We start from the raw sequence: 18,537 nt of genomic DNA, 5'->3' as shown, positions 1-18,537 counted from the left end.
TAAGTTTAAAAAAAACTGGTAAGACTAATAATGTATTCCCTATTCTAAGCATTTGTTTAGTTTAAACAGATGCCTTTTTTTATTATTAGGAGCTTAATCGTTTCTTAAGTAATCTCAAAATAAATAGAAGCCATAAATACTTATAATGACTTCCATTCAACTCTATCTATTGAATTTTTACACAACGAGGTATGTATCAGGGGTACTTTAGATGAAGGTATTTATATATCGAGCTCTTTTCGAAGTCTGCTCTCAAAGTTGTTATGAACATATTCTTTAATAATTACTTTGCGTCCTTCTTCATTCTCTACCTTTTTAAACCAGCCGATTTTCACCATTCTTTCTTCTAATCTTTGCCGCCTATGCGATTTGTGCTTGTCTTTTCAACGATTTCAAATCTGTTTGACCCCTAGTTCATATGAAAGTTGCCTTCTAGAAAAATAGAAGGTGTCTTCATTTGTGGTCTGTGGTCAATAACCGATCGAGACGTATTTTACTTCTAAGTATTCGCCCATTCCGTAATGTCTGCCTTCTCGACCTAACCGGCTTTCCTTGACTCCACCGAAAGGTGCCTCTGGGCAACAGAAGGAAGTCCATCGTTTAACCCGATGATTCCGTATTCAAGCTTTTCACTGATTCGAATGGCTTTACCTAGGTTTTCGGTGGAGAAATATGAGTCATGGGACCTGTCCCTTGACTCATTCCAATTCTTTTAAAAGTGAATTCTCATCAATCACCCAGCGATCCACGAAAACGTCTCTTTTTAGAATAAAGTGGACCTCCTTTTTTACCAATTCATTTTTACTTGTATAAATGTTTACCCGAGCCGGAATTTCAATAAATAATAGTCCATTCATGTCTTTTATTTGCGGTTCTTGAAAATTCCCAATGGCAATGGATGTAATATTGTTTATTAAATCATCCAAACAGTTGGTACAGGTAGAATCTGAAATAATTTGATTTAATAATGGTTGATCATCCTGATTCGTAGCTACTTTAAAAATATGGATCAGTTCGTAAGGATCTACCGTATGTAAATATTCTTCTAATTTTCCAGCAGCTCTCAAGATCATTAATTTATGTGCAAGATCTTCTTGCTTTAATCGATGGGTAATGCTCCCAGAAAAATGCACACAAAAATGACCAGGAAAATTATTTTTAAGAATTCCCCCACCATGAGGCATACCATTCATAGAAGCTGCAATCATTTGATCATGAAACAAAACGATAATGGCTCTTCTTTTCCAGCTCCATTTATCATGATAGATTTTCTTCATGATCCTAGTATCTTCTTTTGTTAATGGCTGTACATCGGCATGTTGACTTCCAGCTCTACGTTGAACATTAAATTGCAAACCCGTTTCAACATCTATGATGGTAAATTTTGTTTTGTTGGGTAAAAGTTTATTTACCTCTTTCCAGGGTAACATTTCGATTTTAAAACTAATGGGTGTATCTTCATCTTCCCATTCATTTGCATAAGTTGAATGATTCCCCATCCCCAAAAATATAAAAATTACGACTACTATGTAACGGCATGTTTTATTGTTCACTTTTATTTCTCCACTGTGTTTTTTGTTATTTTTATAAAACATCACCTATTATATACTGTTAAATCATTGGAAAAATAAGTCGAGTCAAGGGGACAGATTCCTTGACTCATGTTTAGGGTGTCCGTGGGTCAAGTTATCATGAACGAAACTAGCCCCTTGCCGTAATCCCGTAGACTGTTTTATGACTATTAAACCAAACCAAATAGTTTCGCAACATGGAAACCTTCAGTATTATTGAAACCATTTATCTAAATTGATCGTTCCTGATTAGATTAGCCGTAATAACCCGAAATTTTTATAAGGTTTATGCCTGACGGTAATTTCTCAACCATGAATAACAAGTTTCACCTAACTAACTTCTTAAATAATCGATGACATCCTCAAAGTCTGGGTCATCCCCGCCCGTTTTGAAATAAACAATGTCATCTGGGAGTAAAAATGAATCGAAAAACTTCTTCATTTCATCTGCATCTGAAAAGTGATAAACACTATCTGGATCGATTCCGGCCTCTATAGCAGGCTTTACAAAATCTTTTGCAATGAAACCTTTGGTAATAAGCACATCAATTCCTAAATTACCGAGCAGAAGCCCTGCCTTTTCGTACTCTTCGTCAGCATATTTTCCCAGTGATGCCATTCTTCCCAGAACAGCAATTTTTCTTTGATTTGGCAATGCTATCCTGCTTAATGTTTCTAAGCCTTTTCTTAAGGAAGCAGGATTAGATTTCCAAGTATCATCTACCACTGTAATTTGGTTTCGTCCTTCAATTATTTCAAAATGGGATCTCATGTGATGAAACGTGGATAATCTTTTTAAAGCATAGTGAAGATCCACTCCTAAAATTGCTGCTGCTACCAATGAAGTAACGGCATTATATACATTATGTTCACCCATACCCGGGATAAATCCCTTATATTTACTTCTCTTATATTCAATACTAAAAGTCATGCCTGAAGATTTATGTTGATACTCCATAATCTTAAAATCAGCATCCTCATGTTTGCCGAATGTTATAATTTCTCCCTTAAACTTTGAAGTATCGAGCGAGGAAAGATATGGGTCGTCTATATTAAGAATGAGAGTCGCCTCATTGTTCATACCTTCCATTATTTTTGCCTTTTCTGCTAAATAATCATCAAATGATCGAATTTTATCCGTATGATCTACATCAATCATGGTTATAATCCCAATAGTCGGGTAAAAATATTTACAGGACTTCGTCATATCCCCTCTTTTAGATATGGCTGTTTCAAACACAGCCACATCGGTATCTTCGTCAATTCCCATTAAATAAGGAAGGTTGTAATAATCAGCATTCTTACTGGATTTGGTTGCCTGAACGTTATATTTTTCTTTCAAAATGTGTTTTAGCATTTCTTTTGTAGTTGACTTTCCACAAGTACCAGTAATGGCAACTACAGGTATGTTAAACAAATGCCTGTAATACCAAGTGAATGTAAAGAAACTTTCTTCGAGGTCCTTTACCATAATGATTTGCTCGGGTTTTAATCTTTCCATATTAGCAAATGGTGTTTCTGTAACGATAAATACATCCTTATAATTCTTTATCTTTTTAACAGGAACCTCTCTGTCGTGCCAACGAAAATATAATGTATGATGATTGATTTCAAATCTACGGTTCGTTACCGTCTGGATTCTTTTCCCTTTTTGCCTTTCATTAGGCCGAATCTTCATTGCAGTTAAAATGTCCTCCAATAATACTGTCTTCAAAATGTCACCCCTAATTTTTTTTTTGAAAAGGCATTCTCATAATACGGTTCTATATAGGTAGAAGTGCTTGATTCACTTTGAATTCAAAAACTACAGTATCATATGAAGTGTCCCCTAATGTAGGTTTGTGTTTAATACTCAATCAATTAGTGGAAATCATTGTTTGTCATACACTTATGAGATTTAGAATTTTATCTAGTAAAGTTTTCTTTAATTTCTACCCACCCTTATACTTCATTATCGGACCCTTTCCTGTAGTGATCGAAAGGAATGTAACATTTCGCACTTTTTCCAATATTGTTATTGGTTGCTTTTAGCATCCATTTACAAAAAGTATGACGAAACATATATGAGTAACCGGCTTTTGTTCTTTAAAAAGAACATTGTATTGGGGATTAATAAAAAACTCATTACTTATGACACGGTTCACCTTTACTACTCAAAATGAGATCTCTTTGTTCATTTCCTTATCCTTCAAAATAAAAACATTTTTTTATTTAATGATGATCACCCATTCATTATCATCTATAAAAAATATAATATTTCAGGTGGGAATGGATTAGTCATTTGAATCAAATATTCAAAATCTTATTAACCCATGGACCACTAAATAAAAATGAAGTGCTCTTTAATCTAAGCTAGAAGACATTTATAAGAAGCTTAATTGTTAGGTTGACGATTGTGATGTAATAAACAAAATTATACAAAATAGAAATGAGGGAATCTTCGTTTGAGAACCATCATCTTCCTTGACACAATGAAATCAGGTTCAACTAGAGAAGCGATTAAGGCGGCTGAAAAACTAGGCTATTTTACCGTTCTTTTTACAGACAATGAAAATTTTTTGAGGCAAAGAACTGAATTCTCAGACGTCCACAGAATGACTTTAGTTGATTTCTCGAATGTGGAAGGATTACGTAATCGTATAGAAAGTTACCAAAGCCAAGGGTTAATCATTGATGCAATTGTCAGCTTTGTTGATCCTTATGTGTATTTAGCAACAAAGTTGCATGAGGAATTCTGTAACAGAAGCTTGTCAATTAATGCAATAAAAGCAATGGAAGATAAAATTTCAACTAGGGAAATACTAAAAGACTCACCTTATACACCGAATTTTATCAAGATTAATGGTAAGGAATCTATAAAGTCATTAGCCACAAAAATTAAACATTATTCATATCCATTAATGGTTAAATCTCCCTTCTCTACTGGTTCAAAGGATGTAATAAAAGTTGAAAATATTAGAGAACTATTTAACAGTGTCAATTTACTAAAAAGAAAATATCCAGACCTACCTATTCTGATCGAGGAATTTCTTGATGGCCCACAATACCTAGTTGAAACGGTTGTTGTTGATGGAAATATCCATATTATCGCCATCCTTGAACAAGAAATAACTCAATATAAGAGATTTATCATAACTGGATACAATGTAGTGAATAAAACCGAAAAGGCTCTTCTCCAAAACATTCAGCAAGCAGTCGAAAGTATCATCAAATCCTTTGAAATGGAAACAGGTACTTGCCATTTAGAAATAAGGATTACTCAGGGTCAATGTAAACTAGTTGAAATAAATCCAAGGATTTCGGGTGGAGCAATGAACAGAATGATTGAAATTGCATACGGCATTAATTTAGTCGAAGAAACTTTAAAAATTTCACTTGGTTCTACACCTGATTTGACAAGAAAATGGGAGAGACCTGTATTCACACAATATGTCACAATTCCTTCAAGTGGAATTTTAGAAAAAGTAACGGGTAAAACAGTTGCTTCTCATCTTCCAGGTGTGCAAGAAGTTTATGTAAAACCTAGGAAAGGTAGTTTGCTGACTCCACCTAATTCTATGGGGCAACGATATGCGTATATTATTGCAACCGGAGATTCATCAGAACATGCCAAAGAGAATGCCAAAACTGCTGCAAAAGAAATACAATTTCACTTAAAACCCATTAAAAAAGACAAAAAAAAGAAACTTTAGATGAATAGAATTTATATTTATGATTTTTATCTAAAGTAGATGTATTATTAATCAACTTTCTGAAAAAATCATTGGAGGGATAGAGTTGATCACAATTGGTATGCTTCATTACCGAAAAGATCCGCAAACTGTTTTTAAATCATACGCATATGCGGCCGCAGCAAAAATGGAGGGGGTAGAGTTTTTCTATTTTACTCCAGGAAAAGTAGATTTAGAAAGTAAGCTTATTAATGGATTATTTTATGAAAATGGCGCATGGGTAGAACGAGAAACTGAATATCCTGATGTAGTATACAATGCTGGAGGGACAATAACCTCAAAACAAGACCTTATCGTAGGTGCGTTAGAAAAAGAAATTCCTTTTACCAGTCACCCCATAGGAAATAAAATGAGCGTTTATAATCGAATCAAAAAAGGCGAAATCTTTAATAGTTACTTAATACCTTCGGAAGATTTTGAAGAAATTGACTCGGCCTTTTCATACATCGATAAATTTAACGCTATCATCATTAAACCTCTTGCTGGTGCTAAAGGTGAAGGTATTCATTATATAGAAAAAAGGCAAAATGATTTTCTACTAATTGATTCTGGAACAGAACACTTATTATCAAAAAAACAACTTGAAGATCGGTTAGATGATATTTTATCAGAAGATAGGGCCTATTTAGTACAGCCATTCATTCATTCGAAAACTAAGCAAGGCCAATCATTTGATCTTCGCCTACATGTACAAAAAGATGGTGAAGGTAAATGGACGTTAACAACGATGTTTCCTCGCATTGCTAGCAAAGGAATTGTGGCAAATGTAAGTAGCGGTGGCTACACAAGTATGACCACTTCTTTTTTACAGGAACAATTTGGCGAGGACTACTTCGATATGAAACGTTATTTAGAAGTATTTGCAGTACAATTTTCAACACATTTTGATAGTTTATACGATGAACCATTAGATGAACTTGGAATCGATGTAGGAATTGATCAAAATAATAAAATTTGGATTTATGAAGTAAATTGGCGTCCAGGTACACCCGTATTATTTTATTTAGAAGCGGATGTAGCGAAAAAAACGATTCAATATGCTATTTACCTAGCCAATGAAACAAAAAAGACAAAGACGATTACTAATGACCATGGATTGACGATCAAAACACTTCAAGCACATGAAAAAACCATAAAAAAGCCTATACACTTTGAAACCAGCTCCAGTCGCAAAAAACAAGAAGGCTTCCAACGAAAATTAGAACTGTATAAAATGTTTAAAGAACGCACACAATGAAGTAGTCTTTGTACGAAAATGAAACATATTCGGGATTATCAAACGTTGCGTGTCACTTGGAGTGTATAAGGAAAAGGAAAAGGAAAAGGAAAAGGAAAAGGAAAACAAAACCCTACCTATGGACACCATGGCAGCGTAAGTCTATTTGGTTGGTCAACATGCAAAATGGATAGTTATCCAACAGATTTAAATTTCGGTTTTATAAAATTGATCACTTTCTACCTGTGTTTCTACACAATCGTGCCCGATCGTAATATAAGGTTAGCCAGATATTTCTGGTTGACCTTTTTCTATATGGTTTTATCATTTCGGTAGTCGGGATAGAACATAGCGCCCGTGGGGCTTGATCCCGTCCGTAAAACTGTTCCCCTCCTACCTGTATAAGCTTCAAGAATTGCATGTTCCCATTTATGAAATACCTAAAATATGACCGCTGTCCAAAAACATTATGTTCCTCTTTCATTCATGCACCCTTTACTTTAAGTGAATTCCTTCACCTTCTCTATACTGAATGCAACATACATGATTTAAGAATTTTCCCCATATAAAGGGAATAGATATCAGAAAGGTATGTATGGCTATTTATAACAAAGGGGGCATTGGTATGAATGATGTTTTTGAGAAGACAGCAAGATTTGAGCATTGTTTTTGGCTTCAAATCTTAGGTGATCATTCTAGGTTTATTTATGAAGCTTTAGCACCCGTTCAAAAAGAGGAAATTGAAAAAGCCTCAATTTTTATTAAAGTATTTGATACACTTCTAGATCATGCCAATTCCACCGATTCCATGCAATTAACAGAAAAAGCTGAACTGGAGGTAATAAAACTTCGAGAATTTAAATTAGAATTATTAAGAAAACACCTTATCGGGAAAATCAAAATTCATCTTTCCCCCACTTTTATTAATCATATGATAAATGAATTAGAAGAATATCTACGAATTTTAAAACATTTAAAAGCTGGGCAAGTTCCCCCTATTTATCATGAACTACATCATCATCTTATATGGTTATTAGATGCTGCTGGTCATTCAGATGCGATATCATCCAATTTAGACAGTGTTGAAAAGAGATTAAGGGAGAAAAGTGATTCATTTACGAAGCATTTTGAAGATTTTTACTTAAAAGCCGTAGAAATGGCAGGATATTTAAGAACGGATTTAAATACGTTTCCTGCTTTGGCAAAATTCAATTTAGACACCCAGTTAGAAATAAAATTATTTCAAAGATTTTTACAAGAAATAGAAGAACTAGAACTAAGTAATCAAGCATTAGGGACATTTGCCCCGTTAATGGCGGACCATATGTTACGTGAAGAATGTTATTATCTAATGAAGTTAAGTGAATCAGCAAATCTTGATACACCAAACTGTGACCCTACTAAACCTCGGATTAAAGAGTGAAAAAGATATATTCGGGTTTAATGATAAGTGCTGAGGAAGATGGATATCCTCAGCACTTATCATTAAATTTTTTTTATACAGTTTAATATCCAATGGTTTGAATGCTTCATTATAAAAGAGGTCTCACAACGAGCACAATTACAGGGCATCTTACTGCTGATTTCGCCCACGAGGTACGATATTTTTTTGCCATTCTTACAATAGACTTTCAGTGACTTGAAGAAGAAAAGCGATCCACGCTATTGTACAATCGCTACCTTTAATTGAAGGTCATTTATTAACAAACTTATCCTTTTTACAGTTCATTTATAACAGGAATCCTGTCTTGTTTGTAAAAAAACAACAGCTATTATTATCAATCGCCCTCGTTAGCTCTATTTTGACTGACTACTTCACCAAATGTTCCCTATTAAGCGAATGATCATTCTTGGTATAAACATTAAGATGTTCCAAACCACCTCAAATATAAACTCAATTAGGGTATCTTTAAAAAAGCCGTCTCTATTTCTTTTTTTATTTTTCATCTACTAACTCCCAATAATTGTTGTTTAACCATTCCAACTCGTATTAACAATCTTTAAATAAATTCTTCTTTTATTTTCTATTTCCTTCTTCCGCTAATCCACCGTTGTGAAAAAAGGTCAGCTTCACAAATAATAATGTGTATACTGTTACACTATGTATAAGATTCGATATTACTAATGAATATACGGCCAAAACATACATCAATTTGTTGCTAATCCTTGCACGCACGATTTAAGTTCGTTTGTATTTCTCTTTCGCTTGTATCCCCCTTTCTATTTTTCTTAATCATTAAATCTGTTAACAACTCCTTTTGACTTTGAGACAGGATACTAGTGAAGATATGAAATTCAAATACTAGAGATTGCCAATCAACTTCAACCCTATTTTTTTTCTCCTGATCTAACGATTTATTCTTTTAAACTACTAAAAAAATACGAGGTATAAAATTCCATACAGACACAAAACTGACGCGGTTTTCAGCTTGTTTTTTGGAAATTTTTTTGGCATTGTTTATATCCAACTATTAATATATGATTCTCTCAGCAAGCTAATTGCATGGCACTTATTAATAGTTTCGGAGGAAAATGCTGATGAAAAAAGCATTACTTTTATTTATGGTTTTCACCATCTTCATTTCTTTACTACCAATGGGTCAAGGTCATGCACAAACAACAGAACCGATTGTAAAAGTAAAGTTAATCAATTTTTTAGGAAACAAGACAGAAATTGTATTAAAACCAACAGGTGATTATGTAACAAATGATGAGAACGTTGTCTTAAAGGCGAATGAAACATATACATTAAAACAAGTAAACGGAAAGTTATTGTTGTTTAAAGGCGGGAATTTACTAGATTCCTATGAATCCTTTTCCGTTCAACCAATTGATCCTAGAAAAACACTTTCCATTAATAACCGTTTATATTTAGGAAGTTTTGATTTTGTGGTAGAGAATAATTTGTATGTACGTCCGATTAACTCTGTTTATATGGAAGATTATTTAAAAGGTGTCGTTCCGATTGAAATGTATCCTTCTTGGAACGTGGAAGCATTAAAGACGCAAGCCGTTGCTGCACGGACTTACGCTATGAGCTATCTGAATCGTGGGATTATCAATGACACCATTTCTTACCAAGTATATGGGGGTTGTATTTGGACTCCAAATACAACAAAAGCAGTAGATGAAACAGCAGGACAAGTCCTTCAATATAATGGTCGTTTAATCGATGCTGTTTACTCAGCTAGTAACGGCGGAATGACAGAAAGCAATGCCAACGCTTGGGGAAATGTAGCCGTCCCTTATTTAACCATCAAGCCAGATCCTTATGATCCAAAAACTGTTTGGAGTTTTTCATTCAATAAAACACAAATCGATTTAACAACAAAAGATTTAGCAAAACCATCTGAATGGTGGACTACTACAAAAGAGGCGGACCCAACGATTGCTTCTAACATTAAGTTGTGGTTAAACAATAACGGATATGCCAATAAAGATATCAAAATCACGTCGATCCCTACTTTTTCGCTTTTTGATATTGGTTCGGGTGGTCGCATGAACAAAGGAAATATCACGGTAGACTTTTTAGTGAAAGATATCGTCGATGCAACAGGAAAACTCATTCCTCAACGTATTTCTTTCTCTAATGTAAGTGCATCTAAAATCCGTGCGATCATGGGTAATCGTACAATGTTAAGCTATATGATAGATGAAGTGAATACAGATACCAATATCGTTCGTGTGAAAGGACGCGGTGATGGACATGGTGTAGGGATGAGCCAATGGGGTGCTAAGTATATGGCTGATGCCGGTAAGTCATATGAAGAAATTCTAACGTTTTATTATACAGGAATTTCAATCGTAAAATCGTACGAGCCTTCAGCTAAAATGGAAAGTCCGTTAACGATGTCACCCATTAAATACCCAATCATTAAACAAGAAGAAACACCTACAGAAGAAGTAAAGCCTATCGAAGTAGCGAAAGACCAAACTGCGCCGATTATTAAAGATCTAGCATCATCCTATAACAATTCGACAAAAACAGTTTCCTTCACTTATTCTTTTAACGAAGATTCGATCGTAACGGTTTATGTAAAGGACTCTAAAGGAACGATTATTAAACACCTTGAAAATCAAACAAAAAAATCTGCAGGCAAATATACACTAACTTGGGATGTGGCTTCTGTTGGTAACGGAAACTATACGTTTGGGATTGTTACTACAGACCTTTTCGGGAACACTTCTTCTGCAGCACATTCGTTTTCTTTAAATAAACCGGTTGTTGTTACAGATAAAACAGCTCCTTCTATAAAAGATGTGGCAACTTCTTATAACAACAGTACTAAAAAGGTTTCATTATCGTATTCCATTAATGAACCAGCTTATGTATCGGTTTATGTAAAAAATTCAAAAGGTGCCATTGTACAAAACCTTGAAAAACAAGTGAAGAAGGAAAAAGGTAAAGTTACGATGACATGGAATAAATCGGCTGTTTCCAATGGTGCCTATACATTGGTAATCACCGCAAAGGATTTAGCAGGTAATACTTCCGTATCATCTCCTACATTCAATCTGGCTAAAGTACAAACAGGAAAAATCAATGCATCCAACGTAATGATTAGACAAAAAGCTACGACAAGTTCTAAATCATTAGGGAAACTTCAAAAGAACCAAAATGTTACGGTTATTAGCAAAAGTGGTTCTTGGACTTATATCCAATATGGTAAAATAAAAGGATACGTCTCTTCAAAATATATTAGTCATATACGCTAAAAAAAGCAGTGTGATTCCACTTGGAATCCACTGCTTTTTAATTAAATTACTCTACCCACTCATTTTTCTTATATTAATTCTATTTGTGTATTGCAATCAAAAAATGCTGTTTACGGAAGTATGTTTTACGAATAAAAAAGAGTCTGAATGTTCAAAAAACTCATAAAACCCTGTATATTTTAGGCCCTTTCATTGTATTCCTTGTTGGATTAAACTTCCCGTTAGTTAAAGAAAAAAATAGTATATATGCAAAAGGTCTAACCACAACTTAAAAAGAACAATTAATGTTTTACACTCTCCGATTTTCTCAATATATGTTTCGTGCCCCATTCATGCATTGCTTCCAAAATTGGCTTCAATGTTATTCCATATTCAGTTATTGAATACTCAACTTTTGGCGGAACTTCTGGGTAAACTACACGGTTTATAAGTCCCTCCTCTTCTAATTCTCTTAATTGATTCGTTAGCATTTTGGGCGTAATATCCACCAGTGCTTTTTTTAATTCACCGTATCGCATTGTCCCCTCTGACATTAGGTATAGTAAGATGATAGGTTTCCATTTCCCTACTAAAATTGAAAGTGCTCCGTGTACTTTACAGTATTCAGGTTGTATTTTCATCATAACCTCCATTAGTATCCTTTTGTATACTATATCTCTTTGAAGTGCATACTTACATAATTAATTATAATGATTTATTATGATTCTAATATTAACAAAGGAGATGAAAAAATGGAAAAAGAAAATATGAAACTTCGTGAAATAAAAAAAATATGGACTGTAAACGAACAAAAAATCAGCCCTATTCATACTGCAGGTCCAGTTCTTCCACCAGGTCCTTGGAAAGACTATGATCCGTTTTTATTATTGATGGAAATATAAATCATTACGATAGTGCGACAGGTGCAGGTGGAAGACTTGAAAAAGGAGATTTACAATTTATGACTGCAGGTTCTGGGGTTGTCCATAATGAATCTCCAGCCGATGGAGAGAAAGTCCATCTTCTTCAACTTTGGGTCAACCTACCTCGCAAATATAAAATGGTTAAACCTCGTTACCAAAATATGCACGCCAAAGATATGCCTGTTCGTCAAGAGGATGGTGCATTAATTCGAGTATATTCAGGTTCGTCAGCTGATGTTGTATCTAATACCTTGAATTATGCACCTGTCACCTTTGTAGAAATGGTTTTGGAGAGTAGATCTTCCATTATTCAAGATCTCCCAGGTAGCTATAATGGCTTTATCTATGTATTAGAAGGGAGTGGAACATTCGGAGAGAATAAAGCAGAAGCTAAAAAGGGGCAAGCCATTTGGTTAGGTTCGGCAGACGAGTTAAAAATGAGTGGTATTCGTGTTTCTGCAAATGAACAATTACGCCTTATTATTTTTGCAGGTGAGCCTCTTAAAGAGCAAGTAGTAGCTCAAGGACCTTTTGTAATGAATACAGAGGAAGAAATAAGACAGGCTTATCGTGATTACCATGAAGGTGCATTTTTAAATCCAGAAAGATAAAGGATTTTTTAACATTGATGAATATGTACAGATAAGGTGTGTTTTTCACATCTAATAAGATCATCTGGGGAGAGGAAAAATGTTAGATTTAGCTTTATTATTAATACGTTTAGTAATTGGTTTATCATTTATGGCTCACGGAGCCCAAAAGTTATTCGGTTCATTTGGTGGTGGTGGATTAAAGGGAACTGGAGGATATTTTGAAACTATAGGAATTAAGCCAGGTATAACAATGGCATTAATGGCTGGGTTATCGGAATTCGTAGGTGGGACTTTACTTACGCTTGGATTACTCACCCCGCTTGCAGGCATTCTAATTGCAGGAGCCATGATTGTAGCCATTTTAAAAGTCCACGGACCAAATGGCTACTGGCTTATTCAAAATGGATATGAATATTGTCTTACAATATTAGTCGTAGTGATTGCTCTAGCTCTTTCTGGTGCAGGACAATATTCACTAGATGCTTTCTTATTTTAAATTACATCAATGCATAAGGTTAATATTTAAATTTTACTAGACGCTCAGAAGCTAATTCTGGGCGTTTGTTATTCAACTAAAATTCCGTTAGTGAAAAAAGTTCAGTATCACAAATATGTATGAATATGTATGCAATTACACTATGAACAAGATTCGATATTACTACTTACATACTGCCGAAACATACATCAATCAATCTCCGATACAAATTGCTTAACAAGAGCACTTTTTCCCCCTCGCCGTATCAATTTCCAAAAATCACTCTCATTCTTTATAACATCAATAAGCCATTTCTCTTTTAATTCAGAATAAAAGCATACACTTGTTCAGGCTACAAACTGTTTATATTAATTAACGTCAGAAATGATATTTTCTTGTTATAGTTAAAGTAAAAAGAAACTTGAATCGCTTTAAGTCGGTAACTAAACTAAGAAAAACATCCACTATTTTGGGATCAAATTGTGCACCTTTACTTTTCATATATATGTAGGAAGGGCTTGGTAAGAGCCCCTAAATAACCATGTATATTATTATCGGTTAACTGGTAATCCACCCCAAAATCCCCTATTTTTTCCTTTTTCCTATTAGAAACATCACAATTCCAAATAATATTGCACCAACAATCCAGACCCACGTTGGAATCCCATTGTTAACAACTGCTTGAGGTTTATTTGGTTGTGCTTTTTCTGCATATTCCTCAACGTCGTTATTGTTAATCGTAAAAGTTTCGGAAGCATTAATCGATTTCCCTTCAACCTTTCCCTGAATGGTTAATGTGTAAGTTCCGTCTTCAAGGGTATCGTGCCCCCATTGGAATGGGAACCTAATTTTTGACTTAGGAGCCATCTTGAACGGACCAAACTCTCCATTGAATAATTCGTTTCCTTCTTGATCTGAAACACTATACGTACCTGTAATTTCTTCTTGAATTTTTTTGGCATCATTGGTCATTACAATAAAAACTTGGGCATTTTCTGGAATAAACCCAGCCTCACCTAAAAAGAAATTAGATGTAACTGTTGTTGGTAAATTTAACTGCGCGGCAATGGCATATACAGTTTCCGTTTTTAATACAAAATTCGCTTTTCCTTCCTCAACCTGTTGTTGTTGTTCCGTTTCGTCCCCTTGCGTAGTAAACAGGATACCCCCTAATAGAGTTTGTCCATTCGATTCTGGAACACTAATTTCAACTGGTACATCGACGGATGATAGAGGAGGAACTGTTACAGTTTCTTCTATTTTAATATATTCAGCCATTCGAACAGCATCATCCAAAAGGACGGTATCTGGAGAATTAATCTCATACTCATACATCATTCCACCAGTTGGGTATGTATAAGCATTGGCTGATTTCATTGTAATCATGACCTCTTTATCTTCATTATTGGTAATACGAACACTTAGCGACTGCTTTTCTCCGGGACTTACTGTAAGGTCAAAATAGCCTTTTGTTTCGGGATTTTGATTTTCAGGATAGATGGGTTCAATGATTAAAGGTTGTTTAGTATCTTCTGCTACAGCATAACTCTTTACCAACGAAAAGAATATTCCATATATGACTGTTATCAAAATTACAATTCGTAATATTTTCATTCCTGCACCTCCCTATAGATTTATTCTAACCAGGTTATAGTATTTCAATTAAAGGTAAAAATAAATTAGCCATTCCACTATGAAATGACCTTTTTATCTTATCCTTAAGAATCCAGTATAAATATTTATAAAATGTATAATACTATAATAAAAAAAGACCATGCCTATAAAGACATGGTTAAACATAATTTGATTGTATTATGGTCCAGTTGTAACAGTTACTTTAACTGTTGAAGCGTAAGTTCCTGCTTTTACATCTTTCGGTTGAAGGTTTAAAGTTAAAGTGTTTGCAGCCACTTCGTACGTACCCATTCCGCCTTCTTCAGCAGCAGATAAAATTTTTACACCAGTAGAGTTGTCAATTTTACCACTTGCTTTAGTGATAGTTAAAACTTCACTTGCTCCTGGTTTAGGAGTAACAGTTGGAAGAGCAATATTTAATGAACCTTCTGGTAATACTAATCCTTTATCAGAATCAGTAAATTGAGAAGCCTGCACCATTACTTTCCATCCAGATCCAGTTCCTCTTGCATCAATTACAGTAAAAGCACCTAATGTAGCAGTTGTAGTTTGTTCTAGACCATTTAATGTTACAGCATCAAAGGTTCCTGCTGTTGGTTCTTGTGGCATTGATAATGATCCACCTACAATTGTTGATTCCGCAGCAAAGGCTGATTGACCACCTAAAAATGCTGTGCCCATAATTGCTAATGTTGAAACTGTTGCAAATACTTTTTTGATTGATTGTTTCATTGAATTTCCTCCTTTAGATTGGTTGTTCGATTGTTTTATAGAAATGAACTTGTTTTTCTCCATTAAAAAAATCCCTCCAAAACAAATTTTGATTTGCATCGGAAGAATTTTGAATTTCAACTCATATAGCGAGTATCATTCTCCATTCTTCAGCGGTCCAGCCACCATGGTGAATTTCACTTTAGGTCTGAAAACTTTGCGTCCCAATTTTTCAACTGGTTTGCCTTTTATAAAGAAATGAGAACGATCTTTGACTCTCTTTATCTATGTCGATTTATGTCGTTCATCACTCTCTGATACTAAATATAATCCAAAAATCGAAAACAAGGTAGTCATCAAATTCTTCCAATTAAACATTTTGTTTTGATATGATTTATGAAGATGAATTTTAACATTTTGCGTAACACATCGTATTGAATCGGGAGGCGATATGTAAGAAACAAATAATTATCTATCGATTTGTTCAAAGCTACTAGCTAGTTGTAATAACAGTATTAACCGTTTCAGATCTACCCCAAGTTGTCATAGCACCAGTTATAACAGTTGCACCCGCGATCTATAGTAATGTAGCTCCCATAATTATTCCTCCATTAATTAAGTCATTTGTGATTTGTTTCGACCTTGCAGAGATAAATAAAACATGAATTTTTCAAGGTAATCAGATTTTCCCTTTAAAAGAAGTTGGGATATTTAGGGTTAATATCCATAGTGTTGTATAAAGTAAAAAAGGAACTTGAATCGCTTCAAGTCCCTTTATTTATTGGTAACTAAACTAAGAAAAACATCCACTATTTTAGGATCAAATTGTGCCCCTTTACTTTTGTGAATTTCATTAAGAATATATTCAAGTTCAAGTTCATCTCTATAAACACGTTTAGAAGACATCGCATCAAAAGTGTCGGCTACAGCAACGATTCGGGCCACTAATGGAATTTGCTCCCCTTTTAAGCCTTTTGGGTACCCCTTCCCATCGTATCTTTCATGATGGTATAAAACGACGTCTAAAACCCCATTTTTATTAAAGTTCGTAACATGCTTGATGATATTATAGCCGATAGTGGGATGAGTTTTTATAATATTAAATTCTTCATCCGTTAATTTCTCTGGTTTATTGAGTACATGCTCTGGGATCCCAATTTTCCCAATATCGTGTAGCAATCCTCCAACGTAGATGACATCACACATATCTTTAGGTAGATTCATCTTTTGAGCGATTTCTAATGAATTTTTTGCTACATTTTTCGAATGATTTGATGTATAAGGATCTCTGGAATCCAAAGCATTAGCAAGTGCTTTGGTTAATTCTAATTGATCCTCTTTGACTTTTTGAACATATTTCATTAACCCAGCCGAGATAAATGTGATTAAAAGATAGGTAAACGAATGAATAAAAATAGAACCTACCATGGATACAGAATCCGAATCCGGTATACATAAATACCTAGCCACTACCACGATTTCAGTAAATAATAGTAAGAACCAGATTGGTTTGTTGTAGTAACCAATACCTAAAAATATAACGGATATAATATAAAATATATAAAAAGGACTAGCACTATGAAGGAGAAGTTTATTTAAGATGATACTGAAGAGTAAAATGCTAAAAAATCCGTAGCGAAAATAATCTGGATGGTTTAATCCTTTATTTAATAAATTAAACATAATACCTCCTTTTTGTTCTGCAAATGAAGGCCTAAGATTAGGAATACTTATATCATTCGCTTTTACTTTTGTATTAATCGTGGTGTTTTATTCTTATAAAAGTATTAAAATGATGCTTTGATGAATGTATACGTATAAGGCAAATGAAAAAGGAAGCCTAAATAGGCTTCCCACTTGCATTCTTGTTATAGTTTTACTTTCTTTGCCCCTAAATAACGTGCTTTCCAGTAAGAATTATTCATGTCTGTAATCGTTACACCTGTAGAAGATCCTGCATGAATGAATTTGTTATCGCCAATATAAATACCCGCATGGGATGGTCCGCTCTTATACGTTGTAAAGAATACAAGATCACCCTTTTGTGGGGTTGAAACTGGTGTTGTGGCACTCCAAATGGTTTCAACCGTACGAGGTATGGATACCCCTTGTTTATTGTAAACATAGTTTAAAAAACCAGAGCAATCAAAGCCAGAAGGTGTGCTTCCTCCCCATACATATGGAACACCCATGTATTTCTTGGCTTCCGCAATTAATGCATCCACCTTTAATGTTTTTTCTACTTCGGGGACAGGAGCCGGTGCTCCTTCAGATGTTAATTTTAGTACTTGTCCAACGGAAAGGTTGTCGCTAGTTAAGTTGTTGTAAGATTTTACTTGTGTAACCGTTAATCCATACGTTCTTGCTATGGAATATAAAGTATCACCTGACTTTACTGTATACGTTTTGACATTCTGATCTACAACTGGAGCTTGACTTGTTGAAGTACTTGGCACCTTCAATACTTGTCCTATTCTGATCATGTCAGAAGTTAATTGATTCATAGATTTTAATTCAGAAACGGTTGTATTATAATTTTTTGCTATAAGAGAAAGGCTGTCACCGGATTTAACGGTGTAAGTATAATTGGTAGTGTGTGAGTGTGGCGCAATCAATGTAAGTTCTTGACCAACATAGATTGTGTTTGAAGTGAGGTTATTCCAATTCAGTAAATCTTGAACTGAAACATTATTTGTTGAAGCGATTTTCCAAAGTGTATCACCCGATTGAACAGTGTGATTCAATTCATGTGCAGATGCTTGAGCAGAGTAAGTCGAGAATAAAATTCCAACAGAAGCAGCCACCGTAATTAGTTGTTTTTTCAAACACATCATCTCCTCTGATTTAGTTGTATTTTTCGTTTCGTTTGTCGAAATATCTTACAAGAAGAATTGTAACTTGATATTCAACGAAAAAATACCCTTCAAAAATTGGAAATTATAAAATCAAAGGAGTTAGTGTAATTCTGTCTTATCAAAGATTATTTT

The 18,537-nt window shown here is 34.4% G+C and carries 12 protein-coding genes, 2 pseudogenes and 1 riboswitch; of the genes and pseudogenes, 6 read left to right on the top strand and 8 right to left on the bottom strand.

Annotated features, from left to right (window positions below; all coding sequences use genetic code 11):
* Positions 1 to 470 precede the first annotated feature (470 nt).
* From Q5760_RS09530 to Q5760_RS09520, 3 genes and pseudogenes are all read right to left on the bottom strand, one after another.
* A pseudogene (locus tag Q5760_RS09530) lies at positions 471 to 676 on the bottom strand (aldehyde dehydrogenase family protein); the annotation flags it as partial.
* Between the two features lie 22 nt (positions 677 to 698).
* Positions 699 to 1,553, bottom strand: a complete 855-nt coding sequence (locus Q5760_RS09525) for a hypothetical protein (protein WP_428911949.1) — start codon at positions 1,551 to 1,553, stop codon at positions 699 to 701.
* Between the two features lie 352 nt (positions 1,554 to 1,905).
* On the bottom strand, positions 1,906 to 3,285 hold the full coding sequence (locus Q5760_RS09520) for a UDP-N-acetylmuramoyl-tripeptide--D-alanyl-D-alanine ligase (protein ID WP_428911948.1): 1,380 nt from the start codon (positions 3,283 to 3,285) through the stop codon (positions 1,906 to 1,908).
* A 730-nt stretch (positions 3,286 to 4,015) separates the two neighbouring features.
* On the opposite strand from Q5760_RS09520, the gene Q5760_RS09515 reads away from it, so the two are divergent.
* The 4 genes from Q5760_RS09515 to Q5760_RS09500 all read left to right on the top strand — a co-directional run bounded on the left by Q5760_RS09515 (position 4,016) and on the right by Q5760_RS09500 (position 11,234).
* Positions 4,016 to 5,263 (top strand): ATP-grasp domain-containing protein, encoded by a 1,248-nt coding sequence (locus Q5760_RS09515; protein ID WP_428911947.1) that lies wholly within the window; start codon positions 4,016 to 4,018, stop codon positions 5,261 to 5,263.
* A gap of 85 nt (positions 5,264 to 5,348) precedes the next feature.
* The gene (locus Q5760_RS09510) at positions 5,349 to 6,539 is read left to right on the top strand and encodes a YheC/YheD family protein (protein WP_428911946.1); all 1,191 of its coding nucleotides are present in this window, start codon (positions 5,349 to 5,351) and stop codon (positions 6,537 to 6,539) included.
* Between the two features lie 604 nt (positions 6,540 to 7,143).
* Positions 7,144 to 7,941: a DUF2935 domain-containing protein gene (locus Q5760_RS09505; RefSeq protein ID WP_428911945.1), complete on the top strand. Its 798-nt coding sequence runs from the start codon at positions 7,144 to 7,146 to the stop codon at positions 7,939 to 7,941.
* Positions 7,942 to 9,056: 1,115 nt separating this feature from the next.
* On the top strand, positions 9,057 to 11,234 hold the full coding sequence (locus tag Q5760_RS09500; RefSeq protein WP_428911944.1) for a SpoIID/LytB domain-containing protein: 2,178 nt from the start codon (positions 9,057 to 9,059) through the stop codon (positions 11,232 to 11,234).
* Between the two features lie 281 nt (positions 11,235 to 11,515).
* On the opposite strand, the gene Q5760_RS09495 is transcribed toward Q5760_RS09500, so the two are convergent.
* Entirely contained in the window at positions 11,516 to 11,854 is a 339-nt protein-coding gene (locus Q5760_RS09495) for a winged helix-turn-helix transcriptional regulator (RefSeq protein ID WP_428911943.1), read from the bottom strand.
* 111 nt (positions 11,855 to 11,965) lie between these two features.
* On the opposite strand from Q5760_RS09495, the pseudogene Q5760_RS09490 reads away from it, so the two are divergent.
* Together Q5760_RS09490 and Q5760_RS09485 are read left to right on the top strand one after the other, a co-directional pair.
* Positions 11,966 to 12,747 (top strand): annotated as a pseudogene (locus tag Q5760_RS09490) (pirin family protein).
* A gap of 79 nt (positions 12,748 to 12,826) precedes the next feature.
* Positions 12,827 to 13,225: a DoxX family protein gene (locus tag Q5760_RS09485; protein WP_428911942.1), complete on the top strand. Its 399-nt coding sequence runs from the start codon at positions 12,827 to 12,829 to the stop codon at positions 13,223 to 13,225.
* A 564-nt stretch (positions 13,226 to 13,789) separates the two neighbouring features.
* Here Q5760_RS09485 and Q5760_RS09480 read toward each other — a convergent pair.
* The 4 genes from Q5760_RS09480 to Q5760_RS09465 all read right to left on the bottom strand — a co-directional run bounded on the left by Q5760_RS09480 (position 13,790) and on the right by Q5760_RS09465 (position 18,375).
* The gene (locus tag Q5760_RS09480; protein ID WP_428911941.1) at positions 13,790 to 14,818 is read right to left on the bottom strand and encodes a WxL protein peptidoglycan domain-containing protein; all 1,029 of its coding nucleotides are present in this window, start codon (positions 14,816 to 14,818) and stop codon (positions 13,790 to 13,792) included.
* A 198-nt stretch (positions 14,819 to 15,016) separates the two neighbouring features.
* On the bottom strand, positions 15,017 to 15,571 hold the full coding sequence (locus tag Q5760_RS09475; RefSeq protein WP_428911940.1) for a WxL domain-containing protein: 555 nt from the start codon (positions 15,569 to 15,571) through the stop codon (positions 15,017 to 15,019).
* Between the two features lie 148 nt (positions 15,572 to 15,719).
* Positions 15,720 to 15,806: riboswitch (cyclic di-GMP riboswitch) on the bottom strand.
* Positions 15,807 to 16,324: 518 nt separating this feature from the next.
* A complete protein-coding gene (locus Q5760_RS09470; protein ID WP_428911939.1) occupies positions 16,325 to 17,233 on the bottom strand; it encodes an HD-GYP domain-containing protein in 909 nt (302 codons plus the stop codon).
* 185 nt (positions 17,234 to 17,418) lie between these two features.
* The gene (locus Q5760_RS09465) at positions 17,419 to 18,375 is read right to left on the bottom strand and encodes a LysM peptidoglycan-binding domain-containing protein (protein WP_428911938.1); all 957 of its coding nucleotides are present in this window, start codon (positions 18,373 to 18,375) and stop codon (positions 17,419 to 17,421) included.
* Between the last annotated feature and the right edge of the window lie 162 nt (positions 18,376 to 18,537).

It is taken from the genome of Niallia sp. Kr1 (assembly GCF_050389805.1).
In the GTDB taxonomy this organism is placed as follows: Bacteria; Bacillota; Bacilli; order Bacillales; family Cytobacillaceae; genus Bacillus_BD.
This window is presented reverse-complemented; position numbering and strand designations above follow the sequence as displayed.

Excerpts from the sequence above, each read along its gene's own strand:
- Q5760_RS09470 (WP_428911939.1), bottom strand. The coding sequence starts at position 17,233 with ATGTTTAATTTATTAAATAAAGGATTAAACCATCCAGATTATTTTCGC.
- Q5760_RS09500 (WP_428911944.1), top strand. The coding sequence starts at position 9,057 with ATGAAAAAAGCATTACTTTTATTTATGGTTTTCACCATCTTCATTTCT.
- Q5760_RS09485 (WP_428911942.1), top strand. The coding sequence starts at position 12,827 with ATGTTAGATTTAGCTTTATTATTAATACGTTTAGTAATTGGTTTATCA.
- Q5760_RS09480 (WP_428911941.1), bottom strand. The coding sequence starts at position 14,818 with ATGAAAATATTACGAATTGTAATTTTGATAACAGTCATATATGGAATA.
- Q5760_RS09505 (WP_428911945.1), top strand. The coding sequence starts at position 7,144 with ATGAATGATGTTTTTGAGAAGACAGCAAGATTTGAGCATTGTTTTTGG.
- Q5760_RS09495 (WP_428911943.1), bottom strand. The coding sequence starts at position 11,854 with ATGAAAATACAACCTGAATACTGTAAAGTACACGGAGCACTTTCAATT.
- Q5760_RS09475 (WP_428911940.1), bottom strand. The coding sequence starts at position 15,571 with ATGAAACAATCAATCAAAAAAGTATTTGCAACAGTTTCAACATTAGCA.